Raw genomic sequence first — 22,669 nt, forward strand, 5'->3', positions numbered from 1 at the left:
TTACAAAGTTAGGCTAGAGGGCAGGTTTCCCTGTCGTGAACAGCCAGGTGTCGAAGAGGTCGTCCAGCTGCCGTCCGCTGACGCGCTCGGCGAGCCGGATGAAGTCGGCGGTGCCGGCGTTGCCGTACCGGTGGAGCGAGGTCCACGCGGGCAGCAGCCGGAAGAAGGCCGGGTCGCCGATCCGCTCGCGCAGCATCTGGAGGGTCATCGCGCCGCGCTGGTAGACGGCGGAGGCGAACATGGTGTCCCGCTCCGGGGCACCGGGCCTGACCTGCCAGAAGTCGGAGTCGGCGGGCCGGGAGCCGTATCCGGCGAGGAAGGAGTCGTGGGCGGAGCGGGTGCCCTTGTGCTCGGCCCACAGCCACTGGGCGTAGGTGGCGAAGCCCTCGTTGAGCCAGATGTCGTTCCAGCGCGCCACGCTCACCGAGTCGCCGAACCACTGGTGGGCCAGCTCGTGCACGATGGTCGTCTCGCTGCGCACCGCCGAGTAGGCGGGCTTGCTCTGCACCTCCAGCGAGAACCCGGCCTCCGGCATGTCGTCGACGATGGCGCCGGTCTCCTCGAAGGGGTACGGCCCGAAGAGCCGCGACCAGTAGTCGGTGACGGCGGAGGTGACGCCGTAGACGTCGACGGTGTTGGCGTCCTTCAGCACCGGGTCGATCGCCACGTAGACCGGGATGCCGCCGGGGGTCCGGCCGGTCCGCACGTCGAACTTCCCGATGGTGGCGGTGGCCAGGTAGGTGGCCATCGGCCTGGACTCCCGCCAGTGGGTGTACGTCGAGCCGTCCTTGTCGTACGCCGACACCAGCCGGCCGTTGGAGACGGCGGTCAGGCCCTGCGGCGCCTTGATCCGGATGTCGTAGGTGGCCTTGTCGGCGGGGTGGTCGCTGGACGGGAACCAGGTCGAGGCGGCGTTGGGCTCGCAGGCGACGAAGACGCCGTCGGCGGTCTTCATCCAGCCGTAGTCGGAGCCGAAGACGATGGGGCCGCCGAGGGCCTCGGGGACGCCGTCGTAGGTGACGGAGACGGTGAAGTCGCGGCCCTCGGCCAGCGGCCGGCGCGGGGTGACGGTGACCTCGTCGCCGCCCCGGGTGAACGCCGCCCGTCTGCCGTCCACCTCGACCCGCGATATCCGCAGCTTCTGGAGGTCGAGATCGAAGGAGGACAGGGTCTGGGTGGCGCGCGCGGTGAGGGTGGTACGGCCGTCCAGGCGGCCGGTGCCGGGCGCGTAGGCCACGTCCAGGTCGTAATGGCGGGCGTCGTAGCCGCCGTTGCCGAGGTGCGGGAAGTAGGGGTCGCCGATGCCGGGGGCGCCCTGGGTGGGGGGCGCGGAGGCGGCGATGGCGAGGAGGGAGGCCGCCGCGGTGGCGAGGACCCCCAGACGTGCCGAACGGGAGAGTGCCATGAGTCGTCCCTTTCGAGCGTGCCGATCAGTGGTCGGACACGGACGACTCTGCACTCTCCCGTTCAGGCATGTTCATGACTTTGCCCAGTCGTCACGCGCTACGTGCCGGACGGCTCCTCGGAGCCGGTCCCGGCGGAGGGCTTGCCGGGCGTCTTCTTCGCCGCCTTCCGGGTCGTCCTCGGCGTGGACTTCGCGCCGGGACCGGTCTTCTCCCCGGACGCCTCCGTCGCCGCGGCGGCCGCGGCGGCCTCGGGAGCCGGCGCGGTGTCGGCGGCCTCGGCGACGGCCTCGGCGGACGCGGCGGCCTTGTCCGGCTCGGAGTCGGCGGCCTGGGAGGCCTCTTCGGCGGCGGTCTCCCCAGACGCCTCTTCGGAGACGGCCGCCTCGGAAGCCTTCTCGGAAGCGGTCGCCTCGGAAGCCTTCTCGGAGTCCGTGTCCTGCGCGGCCGGCTTCTTCTCGGCCGCCGGCTCCTTCTCGGCCGCCGGCTTCTCCGCCGCCGACTCCTTGGTGGCCGCCGGCTTCTCCGCCGCCGGCTCCTTGGTGGCCGCCGGTTCCTTCTCGGCCGAACCGTCGGAGACGACCGCGTCCGGGACCAGTTCCGACGCCTTCTTCGCCGCCGACAGCAGCACCGTGTCCTGCGGGGCCTGGTCGGCGAAGTTCTCCGGGTGGTGGCAGGCCACCCGCTGGCCCGGCCTCAGCTCGATCAGCTGCGGCTCGGTCGTCCGGCAGATCTCCGTCGCCTTCCAGCAGCGGGTGTGGAACCGGCAGCCGGGGGGCGGGGCGATCGGGGACGGAACGTCACCGCGCAGCAGGATGCGCTCGTTCTTCCGCCCCCGGCGCTTGGTGTCCGGCACCGGCACCGCCGACATCAGTGCCTTGGTGTACGGGTGCATCGGCGCCTCGTACAGCGAGGTGCGGTCGGCCAGCTCCACGATCTTGCCGAGGTACATCACCGCGATCCGGTCCGACACGTGCCGGACCACCGACAGGTCGTGGGCGATGATCACATAGGTCAGGCCCAGCTCCTGCTGGAGGTCGTCCATGAGGTTGACGACCTGCGCCTGGATCGACACGTCCAGCGCGGAGACCGGCTCGTCCGCCACCACCAGCTTCGGCTTCAGCGCGAGCGCGCGGGCGATGCCGATGCGCTGGCGCTGGCCGCCGGAGAACTCGTGCGGGTAGCGGTTGTAGTGCTCGGGGCTGAGGCCGACCAGGGAGAGGAGCCGCTGGACCTCCTTCTTGACCCCGCCCTCCGGCTCCACGCCCTGGAGCCGGAAGGGCGCCGAGACGATCGAGCCGATGGTGTGGCGGGGGTTCAGGGAACCGTACGGGTCCTGGAAGATCATCTGGATGTCGCGGCGCAGCGGACGCATCTGCCCGGTGCTCAGCCGCGTGATGTCCCGGCCCTCGAAGGTGATCTTCCCGCCGGTCGGGTCCTGGAGACGGGTGATGACCCGGCCCATGGTCGACTTGCCGCAGCCGGACTCGCCGACCACGCCCAGGGTCTCGCCCTTGCGCACCTCGAAGTCGATCCCGTCGACGGCCTTCACGGCGCCGACCTGGCGCTGCAGGATCCCCTTCTTGATCGGGAAGTGCTTGGTCAGGCCCTCGACCCTGAGCAGCACCTCGCGGTCCGCCGAGCCCTCGGAGGCCGGCGCCTGCGGAGGGATCGCGGCCTCGTCCGTCTTCTTGGTCTCACTCACAGCTTCGGCGCAATCTCTTCGGTCCAGATCCGCTGGCGGTCCTCGGTCGGGAGGTGACAGGCGGACCAGTGCCCGGTGCTCACCTGCTCCAGCTCGGGGCGCACCGTGCGGGTGACGTTCCCCTTGGGGATGTCCGCGTACGGGCAGCGCGGGTGGAAGGCGCAGCCCGAGGGGACGTTGATGAGGCTCGGCGGCTGGCCCTTGACCGGGATGAGCCGTTCGGAGGTCTCGCGGTCGATGCGGGGCATCGAGCCGAGCAGGCCCCAGGTGTAGGGGTGCTGCGGCTGCTCGAAGACCTCATCGGCCGGACCGCGCTCCACGCATCGGCCGCCGTACATCACCAGGACCTCGTCGGCGATCTCGGCGACCACGCCGAGGTCGTGGGTGATCATGACGACCGCGGAGCCGAACTCCTTCTGCAGGTCCCGGATCAGGTCGAGGATCTGCGCCTGGACGGTCACGTCGAGGGCGGTGGTCGGCTCGTCCGCGATGAGCAGCTCGGGGTTGTTGACCAGGGCCATGGCGATCATGGCGCGCTGGCGCATACCGCCGGAGAACTCGTGCGGGTAGCCGTCGACGCGCTTGGCGGGCTCGGGGATGCCGACCCGGTCGAGCATCTCGATGGCCCGGGTGCGGGCCACCTTCTTGCTGACGTCGTGGTGCACCCGGTACGCCTCGACGATCTGGTCGCCGACCTTGTAGTAGGGGTGCATCGCGGACAGCGGGTCCTGGAAGATCATCGCCATCTCCCGGCCGCGCAGCTTGCGCACCTCGTCCGGGGAGGAGGAGATCAGTTCCTTGCCGTTCAGCCAGATCTCGCCGGACATCCGCACGTTCTTGCCGCGCGCGCCGAGCCGGTGCAGGCCCATGATGGCCAGCGAGGTCACCGACTTGCCGGAGCCGGACTCGCCCACGATGGCGAGGGTCTTGCCCTTCTCCAGCGAGAAGCTGACCCCGTCGACGGACTTGACCAGGCCGTCGTCGGTCGGGAAGTGCACCTTGAGGTCGCGGACCTCCAGGAAGGCTTCGGGGGCCTTGGCGGGGGCGGGCTCGCCCACCGCGGCACCGGTCTTGGAGAGTTCGGTCACGAGAGCCTCACCCGCGGGTCGGCGGCGGCGTAGAGCACGTCCACCACAAGATTTGCGATCACGACGAAGAAGGCGGCGAGCAGGGTCACGCCGAGGATCTTGGGCAGGTCGTTGTCGGTGATGCCCTGCACCGCGTACTCGCCGATGCCGTGCAGCGAGAACACCGACTCGGTGATCACGGCGCCGCCGAGCAGCAGACCGAGGTCCATGCCGAAGACGGTGATGATCGGGGTGAGCGCGGAGCGCAGCCCGTGCTTGACCACCACCCGGCGCTCGACCAGGCCCTTGGACCGGGCCGTGCGGATGAAGTCCTCGTTCATCGTCTCCAGCATCCCCGAGCGGGTCAGCCGGGCGTAGATGGCGGAGTACAGCAGGGCCAGCGAACACCAGGCCAGGAAGAGGGTGTTGGCCCACTGCGCCGGGTTCTCCGTGAGCGGGACGTAGGTGCGTCCGAAGATCGGGATCTGGACGGTGAAGAGCAGCTGCGCCAGCTTGCCCGTGAAGAACATGGGCAGCGAGACACCGGCGAGCGCGACGCCCATGAAGGCGCGGTCGAAGAACGAGCGCGGCTTCAGCGCGGAGATCACGCCGACCACCACACCGGAGACGAGCCACAGCACGGCGGCCCCCGCGGCCAGCGAGGCCGTGACCGGGATGCGGGAGGTCAGCTCCGGCCAGACCGCCTGGTGGTTCTTGAAGGAGTAGCCGAAGCACGGCGCGTCGCAGTGCACCGTGGTCGGGCCGAGGTCGTACGTGGCGCCGGCCACGATCCCCTTGATGAAGTGCCAGTACTGGACGTAGACGGGCTGGTCCAGACCGAGGTTGTGCTTGACCGCGGCGATGTCCGCCTTCGACGGGCTCTTGCCGATGTACTGCTGTGCCAGCTGGTCCGCCGTCTGGCCGGCGAGTCGCGGCAGCAGGAAGAAGATGGCGAAGGTGACCGCGGAGACGACCAGCAGCAGGATCACTGCCGCGAACGTCCGGCGGAGGATGTACGAGATCACGGGGGCCGGCGCTGGTGCCCGCGGGCCGGGGGGCCCACGGGCACCAATGCCTTCACCTGCCTTCCGGGGCTGCTACTTCGACGCGACGCCGATGTTGAGGTAGTCGTACTGACCGCTGAAGGCCGCCGTGGAAACCAGGTTGGTGTAGTTCTGCGGACGGCCCAGCAGGACCTTGAAGTAGGTCAGCGGGACGAGGACGGCGTCGTCCATGGTCTTCTTGTCGATCTGGGTGTAGAGGCCGTTGCGCTCGCCGGTGTCCTGGGTGGCGATCGCCTTGCCCAGCAGCTCGTTGACGTCCTTGTTGTCGTACTGCGACAGGTTGGTGCTGCCGGACTGGCTGATCGCCTTGCCGTTCAGGATCTGCTGCAGGAAGCCGTAGCCGGAGGGCCAGTCGGCACCCCACTGCATCATCATCAGGCCGATGTTCTGCTTCTGGGTGAACTTCGGCACGCCGGCGTAGTCCGTGAAGTACTTGCCGGACGGGTACTGCTTGAGGCTGGCGTTGATGCCGACCTTCTTCAGCGAGTTGATGATCGCCGTGGCGGCGTCGATCTCCTGCGGACGGTCCGACCGGGCCGTGATGTTGGTGGAGATCGAGGTCTTGCCGCAGGCCTTCAGCTGGTCCTTGGCCTTGGCGACGTCGCCCTTGCTGTCCTTGGTGGCGTAGGCGTCGGCCTTCGCGTAGCCCGGGATGTCCGGGGGCAGGACGGTGGAGGCGATCTCACCGCGGACCGGGCCGCCCTCGGCGGTCTGCACCGAGACCTTGTCGATGGCGTACTGCACGGCCTTGCGGCACTCGGGCTTGTCGAACGGCTTCAGCTTGCTGTTGATCGCCAGGTAGACGAGCCGGCCGCCGTAGGTGTTGTCCGTGTTGGCCTTCTTGGCCTCGTCGGTGAGCACCTCGGCCTGGGTGGAGGCCTGGACACCGGTGCCGACCAGGTCGATGGCGTTGCCCGCCATGACGTCCTGGTCGATGGTCTCCGGGTTGACCTTCAGCTTGACGACGATCCTGTCCGGCAGCTGCTTGCGCAGCGGGTCGCTCTTCGCGTCCCAGTTCTCGTTGCGCACGAGCACGGCCTGCTTGCCGTCCTCGTAGCTCTGGAACTTGTAGGAGCCGGAGGACAGGATGTGCTTGACGTAGTCGACGCCGGTGTCCTTCGACTGCGGCACCGGAGCCGTCTGCGGCGTGGCGACCAGGTAGTCGAACTCCTGGAAGGCCTGCTTCAGGTGGAAGACGATCGTGGTGTCGTCCGGCGTCTCGATGGAGGACAGGCCCTTGGGGTTCTTGTCCTTGTACGGGCCCTTGTACTTGTCGCCGCCGGCCATGAACTGCTGGAAGTAGTTCGGGCCGAGGGAGAGCACGTCACGCGCGAAGTTGGAGCGCTCGACGGCGTACTTGACGTCCTTCGAGGTGATCGGCGTGCCGTCCTCGTACTTCAGGCCCGCACGCAGCTTGTACGTCCAGGTCTTGCCGCCCTCGCTCGGCTGGCCCTTGCTCGCCGCGAGGTCCGGGACCAGGGTGTTGCCCTCGTCGCCGGGGCCGGGCTTGAAGGTCATCAGCGGACGGGCGTACAGCCGGCTGAGGTTGTACATGTACGCGTAGTACGTGTTGCCCGGGTCGAAGGAGTCCGGGACGTCGGACATCTCGTAGGTGACCGTGCCACCCTTCTTGTCCGACGCGTTCACGACGCCCTTGGTCGCGGCGTTGGCCCCGGCCGACTTGGTGCCGTTCTCGTTCGTGTTGTCATCGGCCTTGCTGCAACCCGCAAGAAGCAGGCTGGCGGAGCCGATGGCCGCGATAGCGGCCAGCGCTGACCTTCGCATGATGGGCGCTTTCCCCTCCATTGATTGAAAACTTGTCGGGCTCTCGCGGCAGGCGTCAGCGGCTGCGCGGGTCGAGAGCGTCGCGTAGACCGTCACCGAGCAGGTTGAACGCCAGGACGGTGACGAAGATGGCGAGGCCGGGGACGATCATGTACTGGGGGTCGACCTGGTAGTAGGTGACCGCCTCGCGGAGCATGCCGCCCCAGGACGCCTGCGGGGGCTGGATGCCGACGCCGAGGAAGCTCAGCGACGCCTCGAAGATGATGTTGGTCGGGATCAGCAGCGTCGAGTAGACGATGATCGGGCCGACCAGGTTCGGCATCAGTTCCCGGAAGAGGATGTACGGGGCCTTGGCGCCCATGCCCCGGGCCGCGTCGACGAACTCGCGCTCGCGCAGGGCGAGGGTCTGGCCGCGCACGATCCGGCCGAGATAGGGCCAGTTGAAGAAGCCGATGACGAAGATGAGCACGCTCAGGTGCAGCGGCAGTCCGTTGAGGCCGAAGGCGCCGCCCTGGAGGGTGGCGGAGATGGCGATCGCGAAGAGCAGGAGGGGGAAGGCGAGGAAGGTGTCCATCAGCCGGCTGATGATCGAGTCCACCCGCCCGCCGTAGTAGCCCGCGATGACACCCATGATCGCGCCGATGACGTTGGACAGGACGGTGGCGCCGAAGGCGACCACCAGCGACACCCAGGAGCCCTCGAGGATGCGGGTGGCGATGTCCCGGCCGAACTTCGGGTCCACGCCGAGCGGATGGTCCGCGCTCATGCCGCCCCAGCTGCCCGTGGGCAGCGAGGTGTCCGGGGTGATCAGGTCCTGGTGGAAAGCGTTGGGGTCGAGGCCGAACAGGGCCTGGATGGGGCGGGAGAGGATGGCGAGGAGGATCAGCAGGATCACGATGACGCCGCCGGCGACGGCGGCCTTGTCCTTCTTGAACCGGGTCCAGGCGATCTGGCCCAGGGAACGACCCTCGATCTGCCCCTTACCGGCACCCTCCAGCACAGCCTCCGGCTGCGCCTCGGCTGCCGCCCCGGTGGTCTCGATCGGTGCGGTCACGGTGAGCGACCCCTCTCGCCGGTGGTGACCGGCCTGCGCCTGCCGCGGATTGCGGCTTTGTCGACTTGCCATCGATCACGAGGCCCTCGGCCTCGCGTCTGAGTCGCGAGTCTTCAGCGTCGTTGTGATCACCCGCCAGAGCTGACGGCGAAAGTATGCGCAACCGTGATGCAGTGCGGGGGATTCCGTTATCCGAACAGTGGGTAACGGCCCTCGGACGTAGGCCAGTTGGGACAGAACGGTGGATGTTACGCGGTTCGGGAGGTTCGACCGATGTCTACGCGCGAAGAAGCGTCGCGGGCCGATGGATTCCGCGTGCGCGTCAACAAGACCGGCTCGCGCCGGATTTGCTCAGTAGCCGCCGTGCGCCGGCGGATAGCCGTACCCGCCGGCCGGGGTCTGCGGCGGTGCCGGCACCTGGAGCGGCGACTGCGGCGGCACCGGGGCGTGCGCCTCGCGGTCGTAGAACGGGCGCGCGTTGGCGCGCAGCCACATCACCACCGGGTCGTAGTCGTCGGTCATGGCGACCGTCGAGACCGGCAGGCCCTCCGGGACCGCGCCGATGGACTGCTGCATCATGGCCCGCACCGAGTCGACCGCGGCGGGCGAGGTGTCGTACACGTCCAGGCCGATGGCGAGGTACGGCGCCCCGAGCGCGGGCTGCACCCAGGCGCGGCGCAGCGAGCGCAGCGCGGGAGTGCGGTGGGCGTTCTGCGCGAGCAGGGCGTAGAACTGCGGGATCTCGATGCCGGGCTCGGACAGCCGCAGCGGGCCGGCGGGCTGGCGGTCCAGACCGGTGGCGATACGGCGCAGGTCCAGCCAGGGGATGCCGACGCCGCCGCCGGGGGCGTGCGGATTGAGCCAGAGGCCGTAGTGGTCGGGGTAGAGGGTGCGCGCCACGTCCAGGCCGTCGGCCACCTCGTAGGAACGGTTCCAGCCGCTGGCCGACAGTTCCTGGGCGGAGGTCACACAGGGGGCGTAGTGGAAGCCGTCCACCTCCATGTTCCCGTACTGGGCGTCCGGGGCGCCGGCCTGGCCGTGCCACAGGAGCATGAAGACCTGGCCGGAGGAGGGAGTGGCGAGGGCGCGCAGCAAAGCCTCGTAGGCGTCGTAGCGTCCGGGCGTGACCTGGCGCAGCATGTGCTCGACGCCGCCGCTGTGGCTCGCGCTCACCTGGTGTGCCCCTTCTTTTCTGTGACCCGGCGTTGGGGAACAGCTTATGCGCCTACCAGCTCGGGGCCTTTTGTTCGATCGCGTGTGCGGGTCAGTGGAGGGTTGCCCGCGCTCCTGCGGCAGAGCCGCGTGTCGCACGCGGGCCCGCGCCTCGCAGGCGCCTTCAGTGGCCGTGTTGGTAGAAGGGGCGGACGTTCGCCTTCAGCCACGTCGCCACCGGGTCGTCCGTGACGTCCAGGAGGACCAGGTTCACCGGCCACTTGACCGGGTGCTCGGCCAGGGCCTTGCCGAGGGCCTGGAGAGGAAGGGCGCGGAGGTCGCCTTCCCACTGGGAGAGTTCGACGCCGACGAACAGCGCCGGGTCGGCCGTCTCGACGGCGGCCAGGCAGCGGCGGGCGGTGAGGACCACGCCGGTCCCGGTGAACTCGGCGGAGGCGGCGGCGAGGAAGTCGACCGGGTCGTCCTGCCAGTCGGGCTCGAAGAGGCGGACCCGGCCGCCGGTGCCCGGGCCGTCGAGCGGGGTGCGGCCCACCCGGCACAGCTCGGCCACCGCCTCGGGCGGCAGCGGTATGCCGACCACGCCCTCGGGGTTGACGGCGATGCCGACCTGCGGGGGCAGACCGCGGGCGAACTCCACCGCCGGGGCGATGGTGTACGCCATGTGGGAGCCGGCCACCTGGCGCAGTTGTTCCTCGGAGCTGAACACCGGGACGTAGGTCTGGCCGCCGATGTCCAGCGTCGGCAGGTCCAGCGGGCCGCTGTCCGGGCCTCCGCCGTTGGGCAGCGGGATCCACAGCAGGCTGCGGCCGACGACCTCGACGATCCGGCCGCCCGCCGCGGGGATGCCGAGGGAGGCCGACAACACCTCCTCCAGCTCGTTGCCGGGCCAACCGCCGTGCGGGTGCGGGTGCGCCTGTGCCGGGAAGTCCGCCGGGAAGTCCATGTGCCTACCGCCTGCTGGGAACCACTGCTGTGACCATGAAGGCTAGCGGGTGGCGCCGACAGTCCCTCACCGCGTGAAGCCGACGCGGGCGAGGACGTCCGCCGCGTCCCGGTCCAGCAGCACCGCCGCGCCGCAGCCGGCGGGCAGCTCCCCCTTCTCCACCGCGCGCAGCAGCCGGGCGGTGGTGCGGCGGTGGCGGCTGAAGGCGTAGCGGGAGACGCCCCGGCCGCGCTCGTGCTGGCCCCGGCGGGCCGTCTCGGGGCTGACGTCGAGCAGGAGCAGGTGCAGGGTGCCGCCCCGGCGCCGGGCCTCGCGGGCCAGCCAGGCGCGCACCCACGGCTGGGTGCCGCAGTCGTGCACGACCAGTCCCTCGCCGGTGCGCAGCGCCCGGCGCAGCCCGGCGTAGTGCGCGAGGCGGACCAGCGGGCGGTAGAGCGCGTACGGCAGGAAGCGGGGGACGCGGGCCTGGAAGCGGTCGCGGGTGTCCTGGGAGTCGACGCGGCGGCCGGTGACCGCGCGGTGCATCAGGGTGGACTTGCCGCTGCCCGGCAGCCCGGTGATCACCACCAGGTCGCGGGGGCCGAAGAGCAGGGCGTGCGGGCTGCGGCCGGCCCGGTCGCGCAGATCGCGGACGACCGGCGCGGGGCGCCGCGCGCCGCGTTCCCGGGCCGCCGCGGGGGGCTGCGCCGGCACCGCGAGACCGGCGTGGGCGGCGTAGGCCGATGTCCTGTTCACCGTGATCGTCCTCCCCAGGGGCTCGGTCAATCCCATGCCCGTTCTCTGTAAAGAGAAGGTAATGGGCAACGGTCGGCGGTGCGTGCGCTTACGGCCACAGGTCGGTCACAAGCGGCGCGCTCTGGATGGCCGGGGTGCGGCGTGCAATGATGAGGCCGCCAACTGCATACCGGCCGTTTGAATCCGCGCGGGAGAGTCCCCGGGCCCCCTCGGGGCCGCCTGGGGCGCCGAAGGAGCAAGTCCCTCCCTTGAATCTCTCAGGCCCCGTTACCGCGCGGGCGAGGCACATCTGAAAAGCGGGCCGCCGTCGCCGGCGGCCCCACCCAAGGTGCAAGCCGTGATCGTCCCCGTGGCGGTGGCGGCGAACCTCTCAGGTTCCGATGACAGATGGGGAGGAACGTTCCTCGCCCCGTCCTTGTGCCCTGGGAGACGACCGACCGATGAGCAGTACCGAACTCCGCCATACCGCGCTCGACGCCGTGCACCGCTCGCTGGGCGCCACGATGACCGACTTCGCCGGCTGGGACATGCCCCTGCGCTACGGCTCCGAGCGCGACGAGCACACCGCCGTGCGCACCCGGGCCGGCCTGTTCGACCTCTCCCACATGGGCGAGATCACCGTGACCGGCACCGGGGCCGCCGCCTTCCTGAACCACGCGCTGGTCGGCAACATCGCCTCCGTCGGCGTCGGACGCGCCCGCTACACCATGATCTGCCAGGCCGACGGCGGCATCCTGGACGACCTGATCGTCTACCGGCTGGCGGAGACCGAGTACATGGTCGTGGCCAACGCCTCCAACGCCCAGGTGGTGCTCGACGCGCTCACCGAGCGGTCGGCCGGGTTCGCCGCCGAGGTCCGCGACGACCGGGACGCCTACGCGCTGATCGCGGTGCAGGGCCCCGAGTCCCCCGGCATCCTGAAGTCCCTCACCGACGCCGACCTGGACGGCCTGAAGTACTACGCCGGGCTGCCCGGCACGGTCGCCGGCGTCCCGGCGCTGATCGCCCGCACCGGCTACACCGGCGAGGACGGCTTCGAGCTGTTCGTGAAGCCGGAGCACGCCGTCGCGCTGTGGCAGGCGCTGACCGAGGCCGGCGAGGGTGTCGGTCTGGTGCCGTGCGGGCTGTCCTGCCGGGACACGCTGCGCCTGGAGGCGGGCATGCCGCTGTACGGGCACGAGCTGACCACCTCCCTGACCCCCTTCGACGCCGGGCTGGGCCGCGTGGTCAAGTTCGACAAGGAGGGCGACTTCGTGGGCCGCGAGGCGCTGTCCGAGGCCGCCGCCCGGGCCGCGCAGAACCCGCCCCGGGTGCTGGTCGGGCTGATCGCCGAGGGCCGCCGGGTGCCGCGCGCCGGGTACGCCGTGGTGGCGGGCGGCGAGGTGATCGGCGAGGTCACCTCCGGCGCCCCCTCCCCCACCCTGGGCAGGCCGATCGCCATGGCCTACGTCGACGCGGCGCACGCGGCGCCGGGCACGCCGGGCGTCGGCGTGGACATCCGGGGCACCCACGAGCCGTACGAGGTCGTGGCGCTGCCGTTCTACAAGCGGCAGAAGTAGCCCGCCGGGCGCGCTCGCGCCCGCCCGGGCCCCGGCCCCGCGGCGGCGCGTGACCCTGCGCACATTCGCCCGCTCACCAGCGGTTTCCCAAGTCACCCCGTCACCATCACTCCCGCGCGTACAGGAGAATTCAGGCCATGAGCAACCCCCAGCAGCTGCGCTACAGCAAGGAGCACGAGTGGCTGTCGGACGCCGAGGACGGCGTTTCGACGGTCGGCATCACGGAGCACGCGGCCAACGCGCTCGGCGATGTCGTCTTCGTCCAGCTCCCCGAGGCCGGCTCCACGGTGTCCGCGGGCGAGTCCTGCGGCGAGCTGGAGTCGACGAAGTCGGTCTCCGACCTGTACTCGCCGGTCACCGGTGAGGTCACCGAGGTCAACGAGGACGTCGTCAACGACCCGTCGCTGGTGAACTCGGCCCCCTTCGAGGGCGGCTGGCTGTTCAAGGTACGCGTCACGGAGGAGCCGGCCGAGCTGCTCTCCGCGGACGAGTACACCGCCTTCACCGCCGGCTGAGGAGTCGTAGCCCCATGACTGTCCTGAACACGCCCCTGCACGAGCTGGACCCGGAGATCGCCGCCGCGGTCGACGCCGAGCTGAACCGCCAGCAGTCGACGCTGGAGATGATCGCCTCCGAGAACTTCGCGCCGCTCGCGGTCATGGAGGCGCAGGGCTCGGTCCTCACCAACAAGTACGCCGAGGGCTATCCGGGCCGCCGCTACTACGGCGGCTGCGAGCACGTCGACGTGGCCGAGCAGATCGCCATCGACCGGGTCAAGGAGCTGTTCGGCGCCGAGTACGCCAATGTGCAGCCCCACTCCGGCGCCTCCGCGAACCAGGCGGCCCTGTTCGCGCTGGCCCAGCCCGGGGACACCATCCTCGGCCTGGACCTGGCACACGGCGGCCACCTGACCCACGGCATGCGGCTGAACTTCTCCGGCAAGCAGTTCAACGTGGTCGCCTACCACGTGGACGCCGAGACCGGCCTGGTCGACATGGCCGAGGTCGAGCGGCTCGCCAAGGAGCACCGCCCCAAGGTGATCATCGCGGGCTGGTCGGCGTACCCGCGGCAGCTGGACTTCGCCGCGTTCCGCGAGATCGCCGACGAGACCGGCGCGTACCTGTGGGTCGACATGGCGCACTTCGCCGGCCTGGTCGCCGCGGGCCTGCACCCGAACCCGGTGGAGTACGCCGACGTCGTCACCTCCACGACCCACAAGACGCTCGGCGGGCCGCGCGGCGGCATCATCCTCGCCAGGAAGGACTTCGCGAAGAAGCTGAACTCCTCCGTCTTCCCGGGCTTCCAGGGCGGTCCGCTGGAGCACGTGATCGCGGCCAAGGCGGTGTCCTTCAAGGTCGCGGCGGGCGAGGACTTCAAGGAGCGCCAGCGCCGTACGGTGGAGGGCGCCCGCATCCTCGCCGAGCGGCTGACCGCCGCCGACGCGCGGGAGGCCGGGGTGAACGTGCTGTCCGGCGGCACGGACGTGCACCTGATCCTGGTGGACCTGCGCGCGAGCGAGCTGGACGGGCAGCAGGCCGAGGACCGGCTGCACGAGGTCGGCATCACGGTCAACCGCAACGCCGTCCCGAACGACCCGCGCCCGCCGATGGTCACCTCGGGTCTGCGCATCGGCACCCCGGCGCTGGCCACCCGCGGCTTCACGGCCGAGGACTTCGCCGAGGTCGCCGACGTGATCGCCGAGACGCTGAAGCCGTCCTACGACGCCGAGGCGCTCAAGGCGCGCGTCAAGGCACTCGCCGACAAGCACCCGCTGTACCCGGGTCTGAACAAGTAAGTCACCTTTCGCGGGGCACCGCGCACACTGGGAGTACCGGCGTGCGCGGTGCCCGCGCCCCTGTACCGCCCCTTTTGCACCACCCCGTATTGAGGAGTCCCCCCGTGGCCATCTCGGTCTTCGACCTGTTCTCGATCGGCATCGGCCCGTCCAGCTCCCACACGGTCGGCCCGATGCGCGCGGCGCGCATGTTCGCCCGCCGGCTGCGCAACGAGGGCCTGCTCGGCTCCGTCGCCTCCCTGCGCTGCGAGCTGTACGGCTCGCTGGGCGCGACCGGCCACGGCCACGGCACCCCGAAGGCGGTGCTGCTCGGCCTGGAGGGCGCCTCGCCGCGCACGGTGGACGTGGAGACGGCCGACGAGCGGGTGGAGCGGATCCGGCAGGCGGGCCGCATCGCGCTGCTCGGCGAGCACGAGATCCCCTTCTCCTGCGACGACGACCTGGTCCTGCACCGCCGCAAGGCACTGCCGTACCACGCCAACGGCATGACCCTGTGGGCGTACGACGCCTCGGGCGCCGAGGTGCTGTCGAAGACGTACTACTCCGTCGGCGGCGGCTTCGTGGTGGACGAGGACGCGGTGGGCGCGGACCGGATCGTGCTGGACGACACGGTCCTGAAGTACCCGTTCCGCACCGGCGACGAGCTGCTGCGCCTGACGAAGGAAACGGGCCTGTCGATCTCCTCGCTGATGCTGGAGAACGAGCGGGCCTGGCGCACCGAGGAGGAGATCCGCGCGGGCCTGCTGGAGATCTGGCGGGTGATGCGCGAGTGCGTGCAGCGGGGCATGTCCCGGGAGGGCATCCTGCCCGGCGGGCTGAAGGTGCGCCGCCGCGCGGCGGTCTCGGCCCGCCAGCTGCGCGCCGAGGGCGACCCGCTCGCGCACGCCATGGAGTGGATCACGCTCTACGCCATGGCGGTGAACGAGGAGAACGCGGCCGGCGGCCGGGTGGTGACCGCGCCCACGAACGGCGCGGCCGGCATCATCCCGGCGGTCCTGCACTACTACATCAACTTCGTGCCGGGCGCGGACGAGGACGGCGTGGTCCGCTTCCTCCTCGCCGCCGGCGCGATCGGCATGCTGTTCAAGGAGAACGCCTCCATCTCCGGCGCCGAGGTCGGCTGCCAGGGCGAGGTGGGCTCCGCCTGCTCCATGGCCGCGGGCGCGCTCGCCGAGGTGCTCGGCGGCTCCCCCGAGCAGGTGGAGAACGCGGCCGAGATCGGCATGGAGCACAACCTCGGCCTGACCTGCGACCCGGTCGGCGGCCTGGTGCAGATCCCGTGCATCGAGCGCAACGGCATGGCCGCGGTGAAGGCGGTCACGGCCGCGAAGATGGCGATGCGCGGCGACGGCTCCCACAAGGTCTCCCTCGACAAGGTCATCAAGACCATGAAGGACACCGGCGCGGACATGAGCGTCAAGTACAAGGAGACGGCGCGGGGCGGGCTGGCGGTGAACATCATCGAGTGCTGAACCGGTACGATTTCCGGCCGCACCGTCACAAATAGCTTTTTTCGTATCACCGAGAGCTAGCATCGGTGGCGTGATCGACCTGTACCCCGCGCTGTGGGGGCTGCTCGGCAGCAGTGTGGCCGAGGCGCTCAACCTCTCGGCGCTGATGCGTCCGACGGGTCCGCGCAGCCGCTGGCGCTGGCCCTGGCGCAGTCGTGCCGACCGGCCGGTGATGCTGGTGGCCATCGGGCTGCGGCTGTTCGCCGGGTTCGGGCTCACCGCGGCGCTGGGCAATTCCGGCCAGCTGCCGAACGCGACCGCCGCGTTCGCCGTGGGCGTGACCACGCCGCTGGTCGTCGCGAAGTTCTTCCAGGCGATCCCGATCACCGGCGCGGGCCCGGGTCAGCAGCCCGAACCCCCGCTGCCCACCGCCCGGCAGGCCGGCGCGGACGCCGAAGAGGCGCTGTCGCAGCCAAGGGGGTCCAGTGCTGCGAGCTGACAGCGCGCTCGGCCGTCTGGTGCTGGCGCTGGCCGCCCGCCCTGCCGACCCGCCGCCGGCCGCGCCCGCGCGCCCCGGCACCCGGCTGATCACCGCCCTGGGTGCGGGCCGGGCACCGGTGGCCGCGGCTCCCGCGCGGGCGCGGTACCGGCCGGCGTCCCGGGGGCGGCGGCTGCCGGGGCTGCTCACCACCTGGCTGGTCGCCCTGGCCTGCCTCACGGCCGCGGCGGTGCAGGAGGTGCTGCCGGGTCCCTGGGACGGGATGCTGCCGGGGCAGGTCCGGGCGCCGTCCCCGGAACACTGGCGTCTGACCGCCGCCGGACGGCTCGGGCCGCGCGGGCGGGCCGAGGCGCTGGCGTTCACTCCGGACGGCCGGCTGCTGGTGACGGTCACCCGGTCCGCGGCCAGCACCTGGGACCTGGCGGATCCCGGACACCCCGAGCGGGTTCCCGTTCCCGAGGGCGTGCGCCGGGTGACGGCCGTGACGACGAGTCCGGACGGCCGCACGCTGGTGGCGGCCGGAGGGCCGGACGTACGCGCGCTCGCCGTCGGCTCCGGGATCGCCCGGTGGACCGTGGACGGCGCCCCGATGGAGGTGAAGGCGGTGGCGGCGGACCGGGACCGGGTCGTCTTCGCCGACTCGGGCACGACCGGCTCCCCGCGCCTGGCCGAACTGCGCCTGGACCGGGGGCGGCCGCTGCGGCTGACCACCCTGAGCAGGTTCCGGCAGGCGGTCGCCGCCGCCCAGTTCTCCTGTGACGGCCGGACCCTCGCCGTCGCCGGCACCGAGGGGTCGGTGCGGCTGTGGGACGTGTCGGATCCCCGGCGTCCCGAGGCCACGGGGCCCGCCTTCGGCGGTCCCGGGCAGCGGACGACCGCGCTCGCCTTCAGTCCCGACGCCCGGCTGCTGGCCACCGTGGACGCCACGCGGACCGTGCGGCTGTGGGACGTCACCGACCGGGCCCGGCCGCGCCCGCTGGGCCGCCCGTTCGGCGATGCCGGCGAGCGTGTCACCGCGCTCGCCTTCAGCCCGGACGCCCGGCTGGTGGCCACCGTGGGGGCCGACGGGACGGCGAGTCTGTGGTGGCGTTCGTCCGGCACGGGGGCTGATGTTCCTCCAGGGGCTACCGCGCGGTAATCGATCAGCCCTACGCTGCGGCCAACTCGGCAGCAGCGAAAGGGAGTTCGAACATGCGCGGATTGAGACGGCTGGCGGCGCTCGCGGGAGCCGCCGCGGTGCTGGCGGTGGCACCGGTGGACGCCCACGCGGCGTCGCCGAAGTTCTCCGAGACGACGGCCATCGGCACGCACAACGCGTACGAGAAGGACAAGTACCCGTACTTCGCGCAGGCGCTGGACTCCGGCGCCTCGCTGCTGGAGCTGGACGTCTACGTCGACACCCTCAGCCACCGCTGGCGGGTCAGCCACAGCAATCCGCTGGGCAACGACAACAACTGCGAGGCCGCCAAGACGCCGAGCGAGCTGTACGGCAAGAGCCGTAACCAGGACCTCGGCAGCTGTCTGGACAACATGGCCGCCTGGAACCAACTCCACCCCGACCATCCGCCGATCGTCGTCAAGATGGAGATGAAGGTCGGCTTCAACGACAACGCGGGCATGGGGCCGGACGAGTTCGACACGCTCGTCGCACAGAAGCTGGGCGGCGCCGTCTACAAGCCGGCCGATCTGCTCGGCGGCACCTACGGCACGCTGGACGCGGCGGCGAAGGCCAACGCCTGGCCGGCCCGGGACTCCCTGCGGGGCAAGTTCCTCTTCGACCTGATCCCCGGCACGGTGGAGCAGTCCAACCCGTTCGACAGCTACTGGACGGACGAGGAGTACGGCGACCATCTGCGCGACCTGAAGGCGGCCGGGAACATCTCCGCTGCCCAGGCCTTCCCCGCCGTGCTCGGCGCGGCGAACGGCGACCCGCGCACCAGCCGCTACGACGCCTCGATCCGCCCCTGGTTCGTGTTCTTCGACGGTGACGCGGCCACCTACGTCAACAACGGCTACGACACCTCGTTCTACGCCGCGAACCACTACGTCCTGATCGCCACCGACGCCCACAACGTGTCCCCGGCGATCTCCTCCACCACCCCCACGGACGCCGAAGTCGCGGCCCGGCTCGCACTGTTGGCCAAGGCTCATGCGAGCCTCATCACCTCCGACTGGTCGGCGAAGTCCGCGGCCGTCCTCGGTTCGGTGACGACCCGGGGCTGAAGGTTCCGGCCACGGACGCACAGGGCACAACCCCTGCATGCTCCATGGCATCGACGTCAGCGCCTTCCAGTCCTCCTCCTACGCCACGGACGGCCTCTCCTTCGTCTTCGTCAAGGCGACGGAGGGCCGTTCGTACGTCAACCCCAGACTCGCGGCCCAGACCAAGCGCGGGCGCGACGCGGGCCTGGTCGTCGGTTTCTACCACTTCCTGTGGCCGGGCCATCTCGGCGCCCAGGCCGATTACTTCCTGCGCCACACCCCGGACCGGCCCGGCGACGTCCTCGCCGTCGACTGGGAGAACACCGGCGAGGGGACGCACGCGAGCAACGCGGAGAAGGACCGCTTCATCCGCAGGCTCAAGGAGATGCGGCCGGACAACCGGGTCGTGCTCTACTGCAACCGCCACTTCTGGCTCGACATCGACACCACGTCCTATGCCGGGGACGGGCTGTGGATCGCCGACTACGTCGGCGCGGGCAAGCCGCGGATCAAGGCCAAGTGGCGGTTCCACCAGTACACCAGCGAGCCCCACGACAAGAACGTGGCCCATTTCGCGGAGAAGGACGACCTGCGCGACTGGGCCACGCCCTGAGGGCCGGGCGGCGGGCTCCCTCAGTACCGGAAGTCCGCCGGGCGCTGCGCGGACGCCTCCGACAGGGCCGCCCGTACCGCGTCCGTGCCGGCCCGCAGGCCGTAGACCGGGGTGTCGGGCTGCTGGCGCCAGGAGTCGTCGATGCCGCCGGTGTCGACCGTGTCGAAGCCGAGTTCGTCGATCAGCGCGCGCACCTTCGCCTTGGCCGCCTCGTCGTCCCCGGCGACGGGCAGCGCCATCCGGTCGGGGTGGCCGGCGGGCAGCGGGCGGTCCAGGATGTCCTGGGCGTAGGTGCCGTTGAACGCCTTGATCACGGGGTGGCCGAGGTGCCGCTCGACCCAGCGGCTCTCGGTCAGGCCCTCGTCCTCGATGGCGTCGATCCGGCCGTCGCGCTGCTTGGGGTAGTAGTTGTTGGTGTCGATCACCGCGGCCCCTTCGGCCGCCCCGTCCAGCAGGCCGGCGGGGAGGTCCGGGACCGCCTTGAGGGGGACGGTGACGATGACGACCTCGGCGCCCTCGGCCGCCTCCTCGGCGCGCACCGGGGTGGCGCCGGTCTCCGCCGCCAGGTCCTTCAGTGTCTCCGGGCCGCGGGAGTTGGCGACGGAGACGTCGTGACCGAGGGCGGTGAGCCGCCGGGTGAGGTTGCCGCCGATGTTTCCCGCGCCGATGATGCCGATCTTCATGGCCGACCTTCCGGGTAATTCATGCGCGTGCATGCTTCTGCCGTCCGGGTCAACCGCGCGGGCCGCCGCCCTATTCCGGTCCCGCGCCGATCGGGTGACCGGGCCCGTGCGCCGGGCGCCGGGTGCCCTCAGACCCGTACGACGATCTTGCCCGTGTGCGTGTTGGACTCCATCAGCCGGTGGGCGTCCACGATCCGGTCCAGGCCGTCGAAGACCTCGCCGACCACCGGACGCAGCGTGCCGTCGGCCAGACCCGCGGCGAGATAGTGGGAGGCGCGGCGGCGGCCCTCCGGGCTGCCGGTGAGAGTGAGGTTGTTGTAGCCGTGGACGGTCAGCGGCCACTGCGTCGGCAGCTCCGCGGGACGCTCGGACAGCCAGCCGTAGCTGATCAGCAGGGCGTCCTCGGCCGCCGCCGCGCCCAGTTCCCGCAGGTACGGCCCGCCGATCGCGTCCAGGACGATGTCGGCGCCCCGGCCGCCGGTCAGCCGCCGGGTCTCCTTGACCGCGTCCTCGCGCTCGGTGACGACGACGTGCTCCGCGCCGAGGTCGAGCAGCGCCTGCCGCTTGGCCTCGGTGCGGGTGGTGGCGATCGGCACCGCGCCGGCCCGCCGGGCCACCTGGATCGCGGCGGTGCCGACCCCGCTGGACGCGCCGGTGATCAGCACATGGTGCCCGGCCGCCAGCCGGCCCCGCTCGACCAGGGCGCCGTAGGCCGTGGTGTAGGTGAGCCAGACGGCGGCGGCGGTGACCGCGTCCGCGCCGGCCGGGCGCGGCACCAGCGCGGTCTGCGGCAGCAGCACGTGGTCGCCGTACACCCCTCGCGCGCTGAGGTCGAAGTTGGCGGCCGACAGCACGAGGTCGCCCGGCGCGAAGGCGGTGACCTCGGCGCCGACCGCCGCGACCTCGCCGGCCGCCTCGTAGCCGTTGCGGGAGCCGGGCAGGGCCGGCTGGTAGAAGTAGGTGCCGGAACGGAGCATGGCCTCGGCGCGGTTGAGGCCCAGCGCCTCGACCCGCACCAGGACCTCGTCCGGGCCGGGCGCGGGCAGCTCGACCTCCTCGACCGTGAGGACGTCCGGGCCGCCGATCTCGTGAAAGAGCACTGTGCGTGCGGTGGTTGACATGCCGTCGACGCTACGGCCGGTCCAGGAGACGTTCCATGTCCCTAGGTCTCGGTTTCCTGTCCGATCGTCTTTCCCGTGCGGATACCTCCGGTTAGGGTCGCCGCATGGACGTGCTGAGCGATGTCGTCGCCGCGATGCGCACGGGCCGGCCGCACTCCGCGCGCCGCTACAAGTACGCGCCCTGGGGCCTGAGATGGGGCGACTCCGACGAGGCCGGGTTCCATGTGATCCTGCGCGGCACGGCCTGGCTGATCCTCCGGGACGCCGAACCGGTGGCGCTGGCACCGGGCGATGTCGTCTTCCTCGCGCACGGACAGGGACACGGGCTGGCCAGCGGCCCCGACGTGCCGCTGCGGGACGCGCGGCTGCTGCCCGACGGCACCTGGGACGGCCCGCCCGAGGTGACGCGCGAGGGCTGCCCGGACACCATCACCCTGTGCGGGACGTACCGGCTGGACCGGGACCGGTCGCACCGGCTGCTGGCGGAGCTGCCCGAGGTGGTGCACCTGCCCGCCCGGGTGGGCGGGCACCGCTCGCTGCGGGCGGCGGTGGAGCTGCTCGGGATGGAGCTGGAGGAGCAGCGGCCGGGCACCGACGCGATCGTCACCTCGCTGCTGGACACCCTGCTGCTGTACATCCTGCGGGCCTGGTGGGAGAGCGAGCACGCGGCGGGCCGGGCCCGGGGCTGGGCGGCGGCGCTGGCCGACCCGGCGGTGGCGGCGGCGCTGCGCGCGATCCACGCCGAGCCGGCCCGGGCCTGGACGGTGGCCCGGCTGGGCCTGGTGGGCGGGCTGTCCCGGGCCGCGTTCGCCCGCCGCTTCACGGAGCTGGTGGGCGAGCCGCCGCTGACGTATCTGACCTGGTGGCGGATGACCACGGCGGACCGGCTGCTCCGCCACGACGACCTCTCCCTCCGCGAGATCGCCGAACGCACCGGCTACACCTCGGAATTCGCCTTCGCCAAGGCGTTCAAACGCGAGTTCGGCGTGCCTCCGGGCCGGTACCGCAGGACGGCGGCGGGATGAGCCGGGGCTGCCGTGCGCCCTACGACTCTCCCTCGCTCCCCGCCCGCAACAGCCCCAGCGTCGACTCCAGTTCGGCGCGCAGCGTGGCCGCCGCCGTGTCCGGGTCGGCGGCGATGACGGCTTCGATCAGGCCCGTGTGGGTGTGGTCCCCGGTGCCGGGGTCGGCCGCGCGGATCCGGGTGAGGTCCAGGAGGCCGATCAGGCCCTCGCGCAGGACCGGGACGAACTCGGTGAACAGGTCGGCCAGGACCGGGTTGTGGGCGGCGGTGACCACGGCCGCGTGCAGCGCGATGTCGGCCTCCACGAAGGCCGCGTCGTCGGCGGCGACGGCCGCGCGGCGGCCCTCCAGCGCGGCCCGCAGCGCCGTGATGTCCTCGGGGGTGCGGCGGAGCGCGGCGAGCCGGGCGGCCTGGACCTCGACGCCCATGCGGACCTCGTAGACATCGGTGACCGCGGCCCGGCGCAGCCGTGCGGGCCAGTCGGCGACGGGCTCGGTGGCGGTGACGAAGACCCCGGCGCCGTGCCGGGGCCGGACCAGCCCGGCGCCGGCGAGGGCGCGCAGGGCCTCGCGGACCGTGGAGCGGCCCACCCCCAGCTCCCTGGCCAGCGTGGTCTCGCCGGGCAGCTTGCCGCCGACCGGCCAGTGTCCGGCCGCGATCTGTTCGCGCAGGCGCTGCGCGGCCTGTTCGACCAGCGGGCTGGGGCGGAGGGAACCGAGCGGCATCGAGGTCACCAACTTGTCCGGGGGGTACGGGGCTTGCGCAGCGATTCTCACTTGTCTGAGGAGCTGAG

21 protein-coding genes and 1 riboswitch are annotated in these 22,669 nt (G+C 71.4%); of the genes, 9 read left to right on the forward strand and 12 right to left on the reverse strand.

Annotated features, from left to right (window positions below):
- Positions 1-13 precede the first annotated feature (13 nt).
- From SCK26_RS11885 to SCK26_RS11925, 9 genes are all read right to left on the reverse strand, one after another.
- Positions 14-1,405, reverse strand: a complete 1,392-nt coding sequence (locus tag SCK26_RS11885) for a M1 family metallopeptidase (protein ID WP_318201267.1) — start codon at positions 1,403-1,405, stop codon at positions 14-16.
- A gap of 98 nt (positions 1,406-1,503) precedes the next feature.
- The gene (locus SCK26_RS11890) at positions 1,504-3,108 is read right to left on the reverse strand and encodes a dipeptide ABC transporter ATP-binding protein (RefSeq protein WP_318201268.1); all 1,605 of its coding nucleotides are present in this window, start codon (positions 3,106-3,108) and stop codon (positions 1,504-1,506) included.
- Positions 3,105-4,196 carry an ABC transporter ATP-binding protein gene (locus tag SCK26_RS11895; protein ID WP_318201269.1) on the reverse strand — a complete coding sequence of 364 codons (1,092 nt, stop codon included), beginning with the start codon at positions 4,194-4,196 and terminating at the stop codon, positions 3,105-3,107. Before SCK26_RS11895 ends, SCK26_RS11890 begins: the two co-directional genes overlap by 4 nt.
- On the reverse strand, positions 4,193-5,200 hold the full coding sequence (locus SCK26_RS11900) for an ABC transporter permease (RefSeq protein WP_318201270.1): 1,008 nt from the start codon (positions 5,198-5,200) through the stop codon (positions 4,193-4,195). Before SCK26_RS11900 ends, SCK26_RS11895 begins: the two co-directional genes overlap by 4 nt.
- Before the next feature lie 72 nt (positions 5,201-5,272).
- Entirely contained in the window at positions 5,273-7,045 is a 1,773-nt protein-coding gene (locus SCK26_RS11905) for an ABC transporter substrate-binding protein (protein WP_318201271.1), read from the reverse strand.
- A gap of 34 nt (positions 7,046-7,079) precedes the next feature.
- Complete coding sequence (locus tag SCK26_RS11910) at positions 7,080-8,078, reverse strand: ABC transporter permease (RefSeq protein WP_318201272.1); 999 nt, start codon at positions 8,076-8,078, stop codon at positions 7,080-7,082.
- A gap of 351 nt (positions 8,079-8,429) precedes the next feature.
- Positions 8,430-9,218: an enhanced serine sensitivity protein SseB C-terminal domain-containing protein gene (locus tag SCK26_RS11915; RefSeq protein ID WP_412080846.1), complete on the reverse strand. Its 789-nt coding sequence runs from the start codon at positions 9,216-9,218 to the stop codon at positions 8,430-8,432.
- A 196-nt stretch (positions 9,219-9,414) separates the two neighbouring features.
- Positions 9,415-10,194 carry an enhanced serine sensitivity protein SseB gene (locus tag SCK26_RS11920; protein ID WP_318201274.1) on the reverse strand — a complete coding sequence of 260 codons (780 nt, stop codon included), beginning with the start codon at positions 10,192-10,194 and terminating at the stop codon, positions 9,415-9,417.
- Positions 10,195-10,260: 66 nt separating this feature from the next.
- Complete coding sequence (locus tag SCK26_RS11925; RefSeq protein WP_318201275.1) at positions 10,261-10,929, reverse strand: AAA family ATPase; 669 nt, start codon at positions 10,927-10,929, stop codon at positions 10,261-10,263.
- Positions 10,930-11,107: 178 nt separating this feature from the next.
- A riboswitch (glycine riboswitch) is annotated at positions 11,108-11,212 on the forward strand.
- A gap of 157 nt (positions 11,213-11,369) precedes the next feature.
- Between SCK26_RS11925 and gcvT the strand changes: the two genes are divergently transcribed.
- The 8 genes from gcvT (at position 11,370) to SCK26_RS11965 (ending at position 19,048) form a co-directional block, all read left to right on the forward strand.
- Positions 11,370-12,488: a glycine cleavage system aminomethyltransferase GcvT gene (gene gcvT / locus SCK26_RS11930; protein ID WP_318201276.1), complete on the forward strand. Its 1,119-nt coding sequence runs from the start codon at positions 11,370-11,372 to the stop codon at positions 12,486-12,488.
- A gap of 137 nt (positions 12,489-12,625) precedes the next feature.
- Positions 12,626-13,003 carry a glycine cleavage system protein GcvH gene (gene gcvH / locus SCK26_RS11935; protein WP_318201277.1) on the forward strand — a complete coding sequence of 126 codons (378 nt, stop codon included), beginning with the start codon at positions 12,626-12,628 and terminating at the stop codon, positions 13,001-13,003.
- A 14-nt stretch (positions 13,004-13,017) separates the two neighbouring features.
- Positions 13,018-14,283 (forward strand): serine hydroxymethyltransferase, encoded by a 1,266-nt coding sequence (gene glyA, locus SCK26_RS11940; protein ID WP_318201278.1) that lies wholly within the window; start codon positions 13,018-13,020, stop codon positions 14,281-14,283.
- Positions 14,284-14,387: 104 nt separating this feature from the next.
- Positions 14,388-15,755: an L-serine ammonia-lyase gene (locus SCK26_RS11945; protein ID WP_318201279.1), complete on the forward strand. Its 1,368-nt coding sequence runs from the start codon at positions 14,388-14,390 to the stop codon at positions 15,753-15,755.
- Between the two features lie 70 nt (positions 15,756-15,825).
- Entirely contained in the window at positions 15,826-16,233 is a 408-nt protein-coding gene (locus tag SCK26_RS11950; protein ID WP_318201280.1) for a hypothetical protein, read from the forward strand.
- Positions 16,220-17,371, forward strand: coding sequence for a hypothetical protein (locus SCK26_RS11955; protein ID WP_318201281.1), 1,152 nt, complete (start codon positions 16,220-16,222; stop codon positions 17,369-17,371). Before SCK26_RS11950 ends, SCK26_RS11955 begins: the two co-directional genes overlap by 14 nt.
- Positions 17,372-17,424: 53 nt before the next feature.
- Complete coding sequence (locus SCK26_RS11960) at positions 17,425-18,456, forward strand: phosphatidylinositol-specific phospholipase C domain-containing protein (protein WP_318201282.1); 1,032 nt, start codon at positions 17,425-17,427, stop codon at positions 18,454-18,456.
- 37 nt (positions 18,457-18,493) lie between these two features.
- A complete protein-coding gene (locus SCK26_RS11965; protein WP_318201283.1) occupies positions 18,494-19,048 on the forward strand; it encodes a glycoside hydrolase family 25 protein in 555 nt (184 codons plus the stop codon).
- A gap of 20 nt (positions 19,049-19,068) precedes the next feature.
- On the opposite strand, the gene SCK26_RS11970 is transcribed toward SCK26_RS11965, so the two are convergent.
- Both SCK26_RS11970 and SCK26_RS11975 read right to left on the reverse strand, forming a co-directional pair.
- Complete coding sequence (locus tag SCK26_RS11970; RefSeq protein WP_318201284.1) at positions 19,069-19,764, reverse strand: NADPH-dependent F420 reductase; 696 nt, start codon at positions 19,762-19,764, stop codon at positions 19,069-19,071.
- A 95-nt stretch (positions 19,765-19,859) separates the two neighbouring features.
- Positions 19,860-20,852, reverse strand: a complete 993-nt coding sequence (locus tag SCK26_RS11975; protein WP_318201285.1) for a zinc-dependent alcohol dehydrogenase family protein — start codon at positions 20,850-20,852, stop codon at positions 19,860-19,862.
- Between the two features lie 104 nt (positions 20,853-20,956).
- Here SCK26_RS11975 and SCK26_RS11980 point away from each other — a divergent pair, with 104 nt between their 5' ends.
- The gene (locus SCK26_RS11980; RefSeq protein WP_318201286.1) at positions 20,957-21,877 is read left to right on the forward strand and encodes an AraC family transcriptional regulator; all 921 of its coding nucleotides are present in this window, start codon (positions 20,957-20,959) and stop codon (positions 21,875-21,877) included.
- 19 nt (positions 21,878-21,896) lie between these two features.
- Here SCK26_RS11980 and SCK26_RS11985 read toward each other — a convergent pair whose 3' ends face one another.
- Entirely contained in the window at positions 21,897-22,601 is a 705-nt protein-coding gene (locus tag SCK26_RS11985) for a FadR/GntR family transcriptional regulator (protein WP_318201287.1), read from the reverse strand.
- Positions 22,602-22,669 lie beyond the last annotated feature (68 nt).

The organism is Streptomyces sp. SCL15-4 (genome assembly GCF_033366695.1).
Lineage (GTDB): Bacteria > Actinomycetota > Actinomycetes > Streptomycetales > Streptomycetaceae > Streptomyces.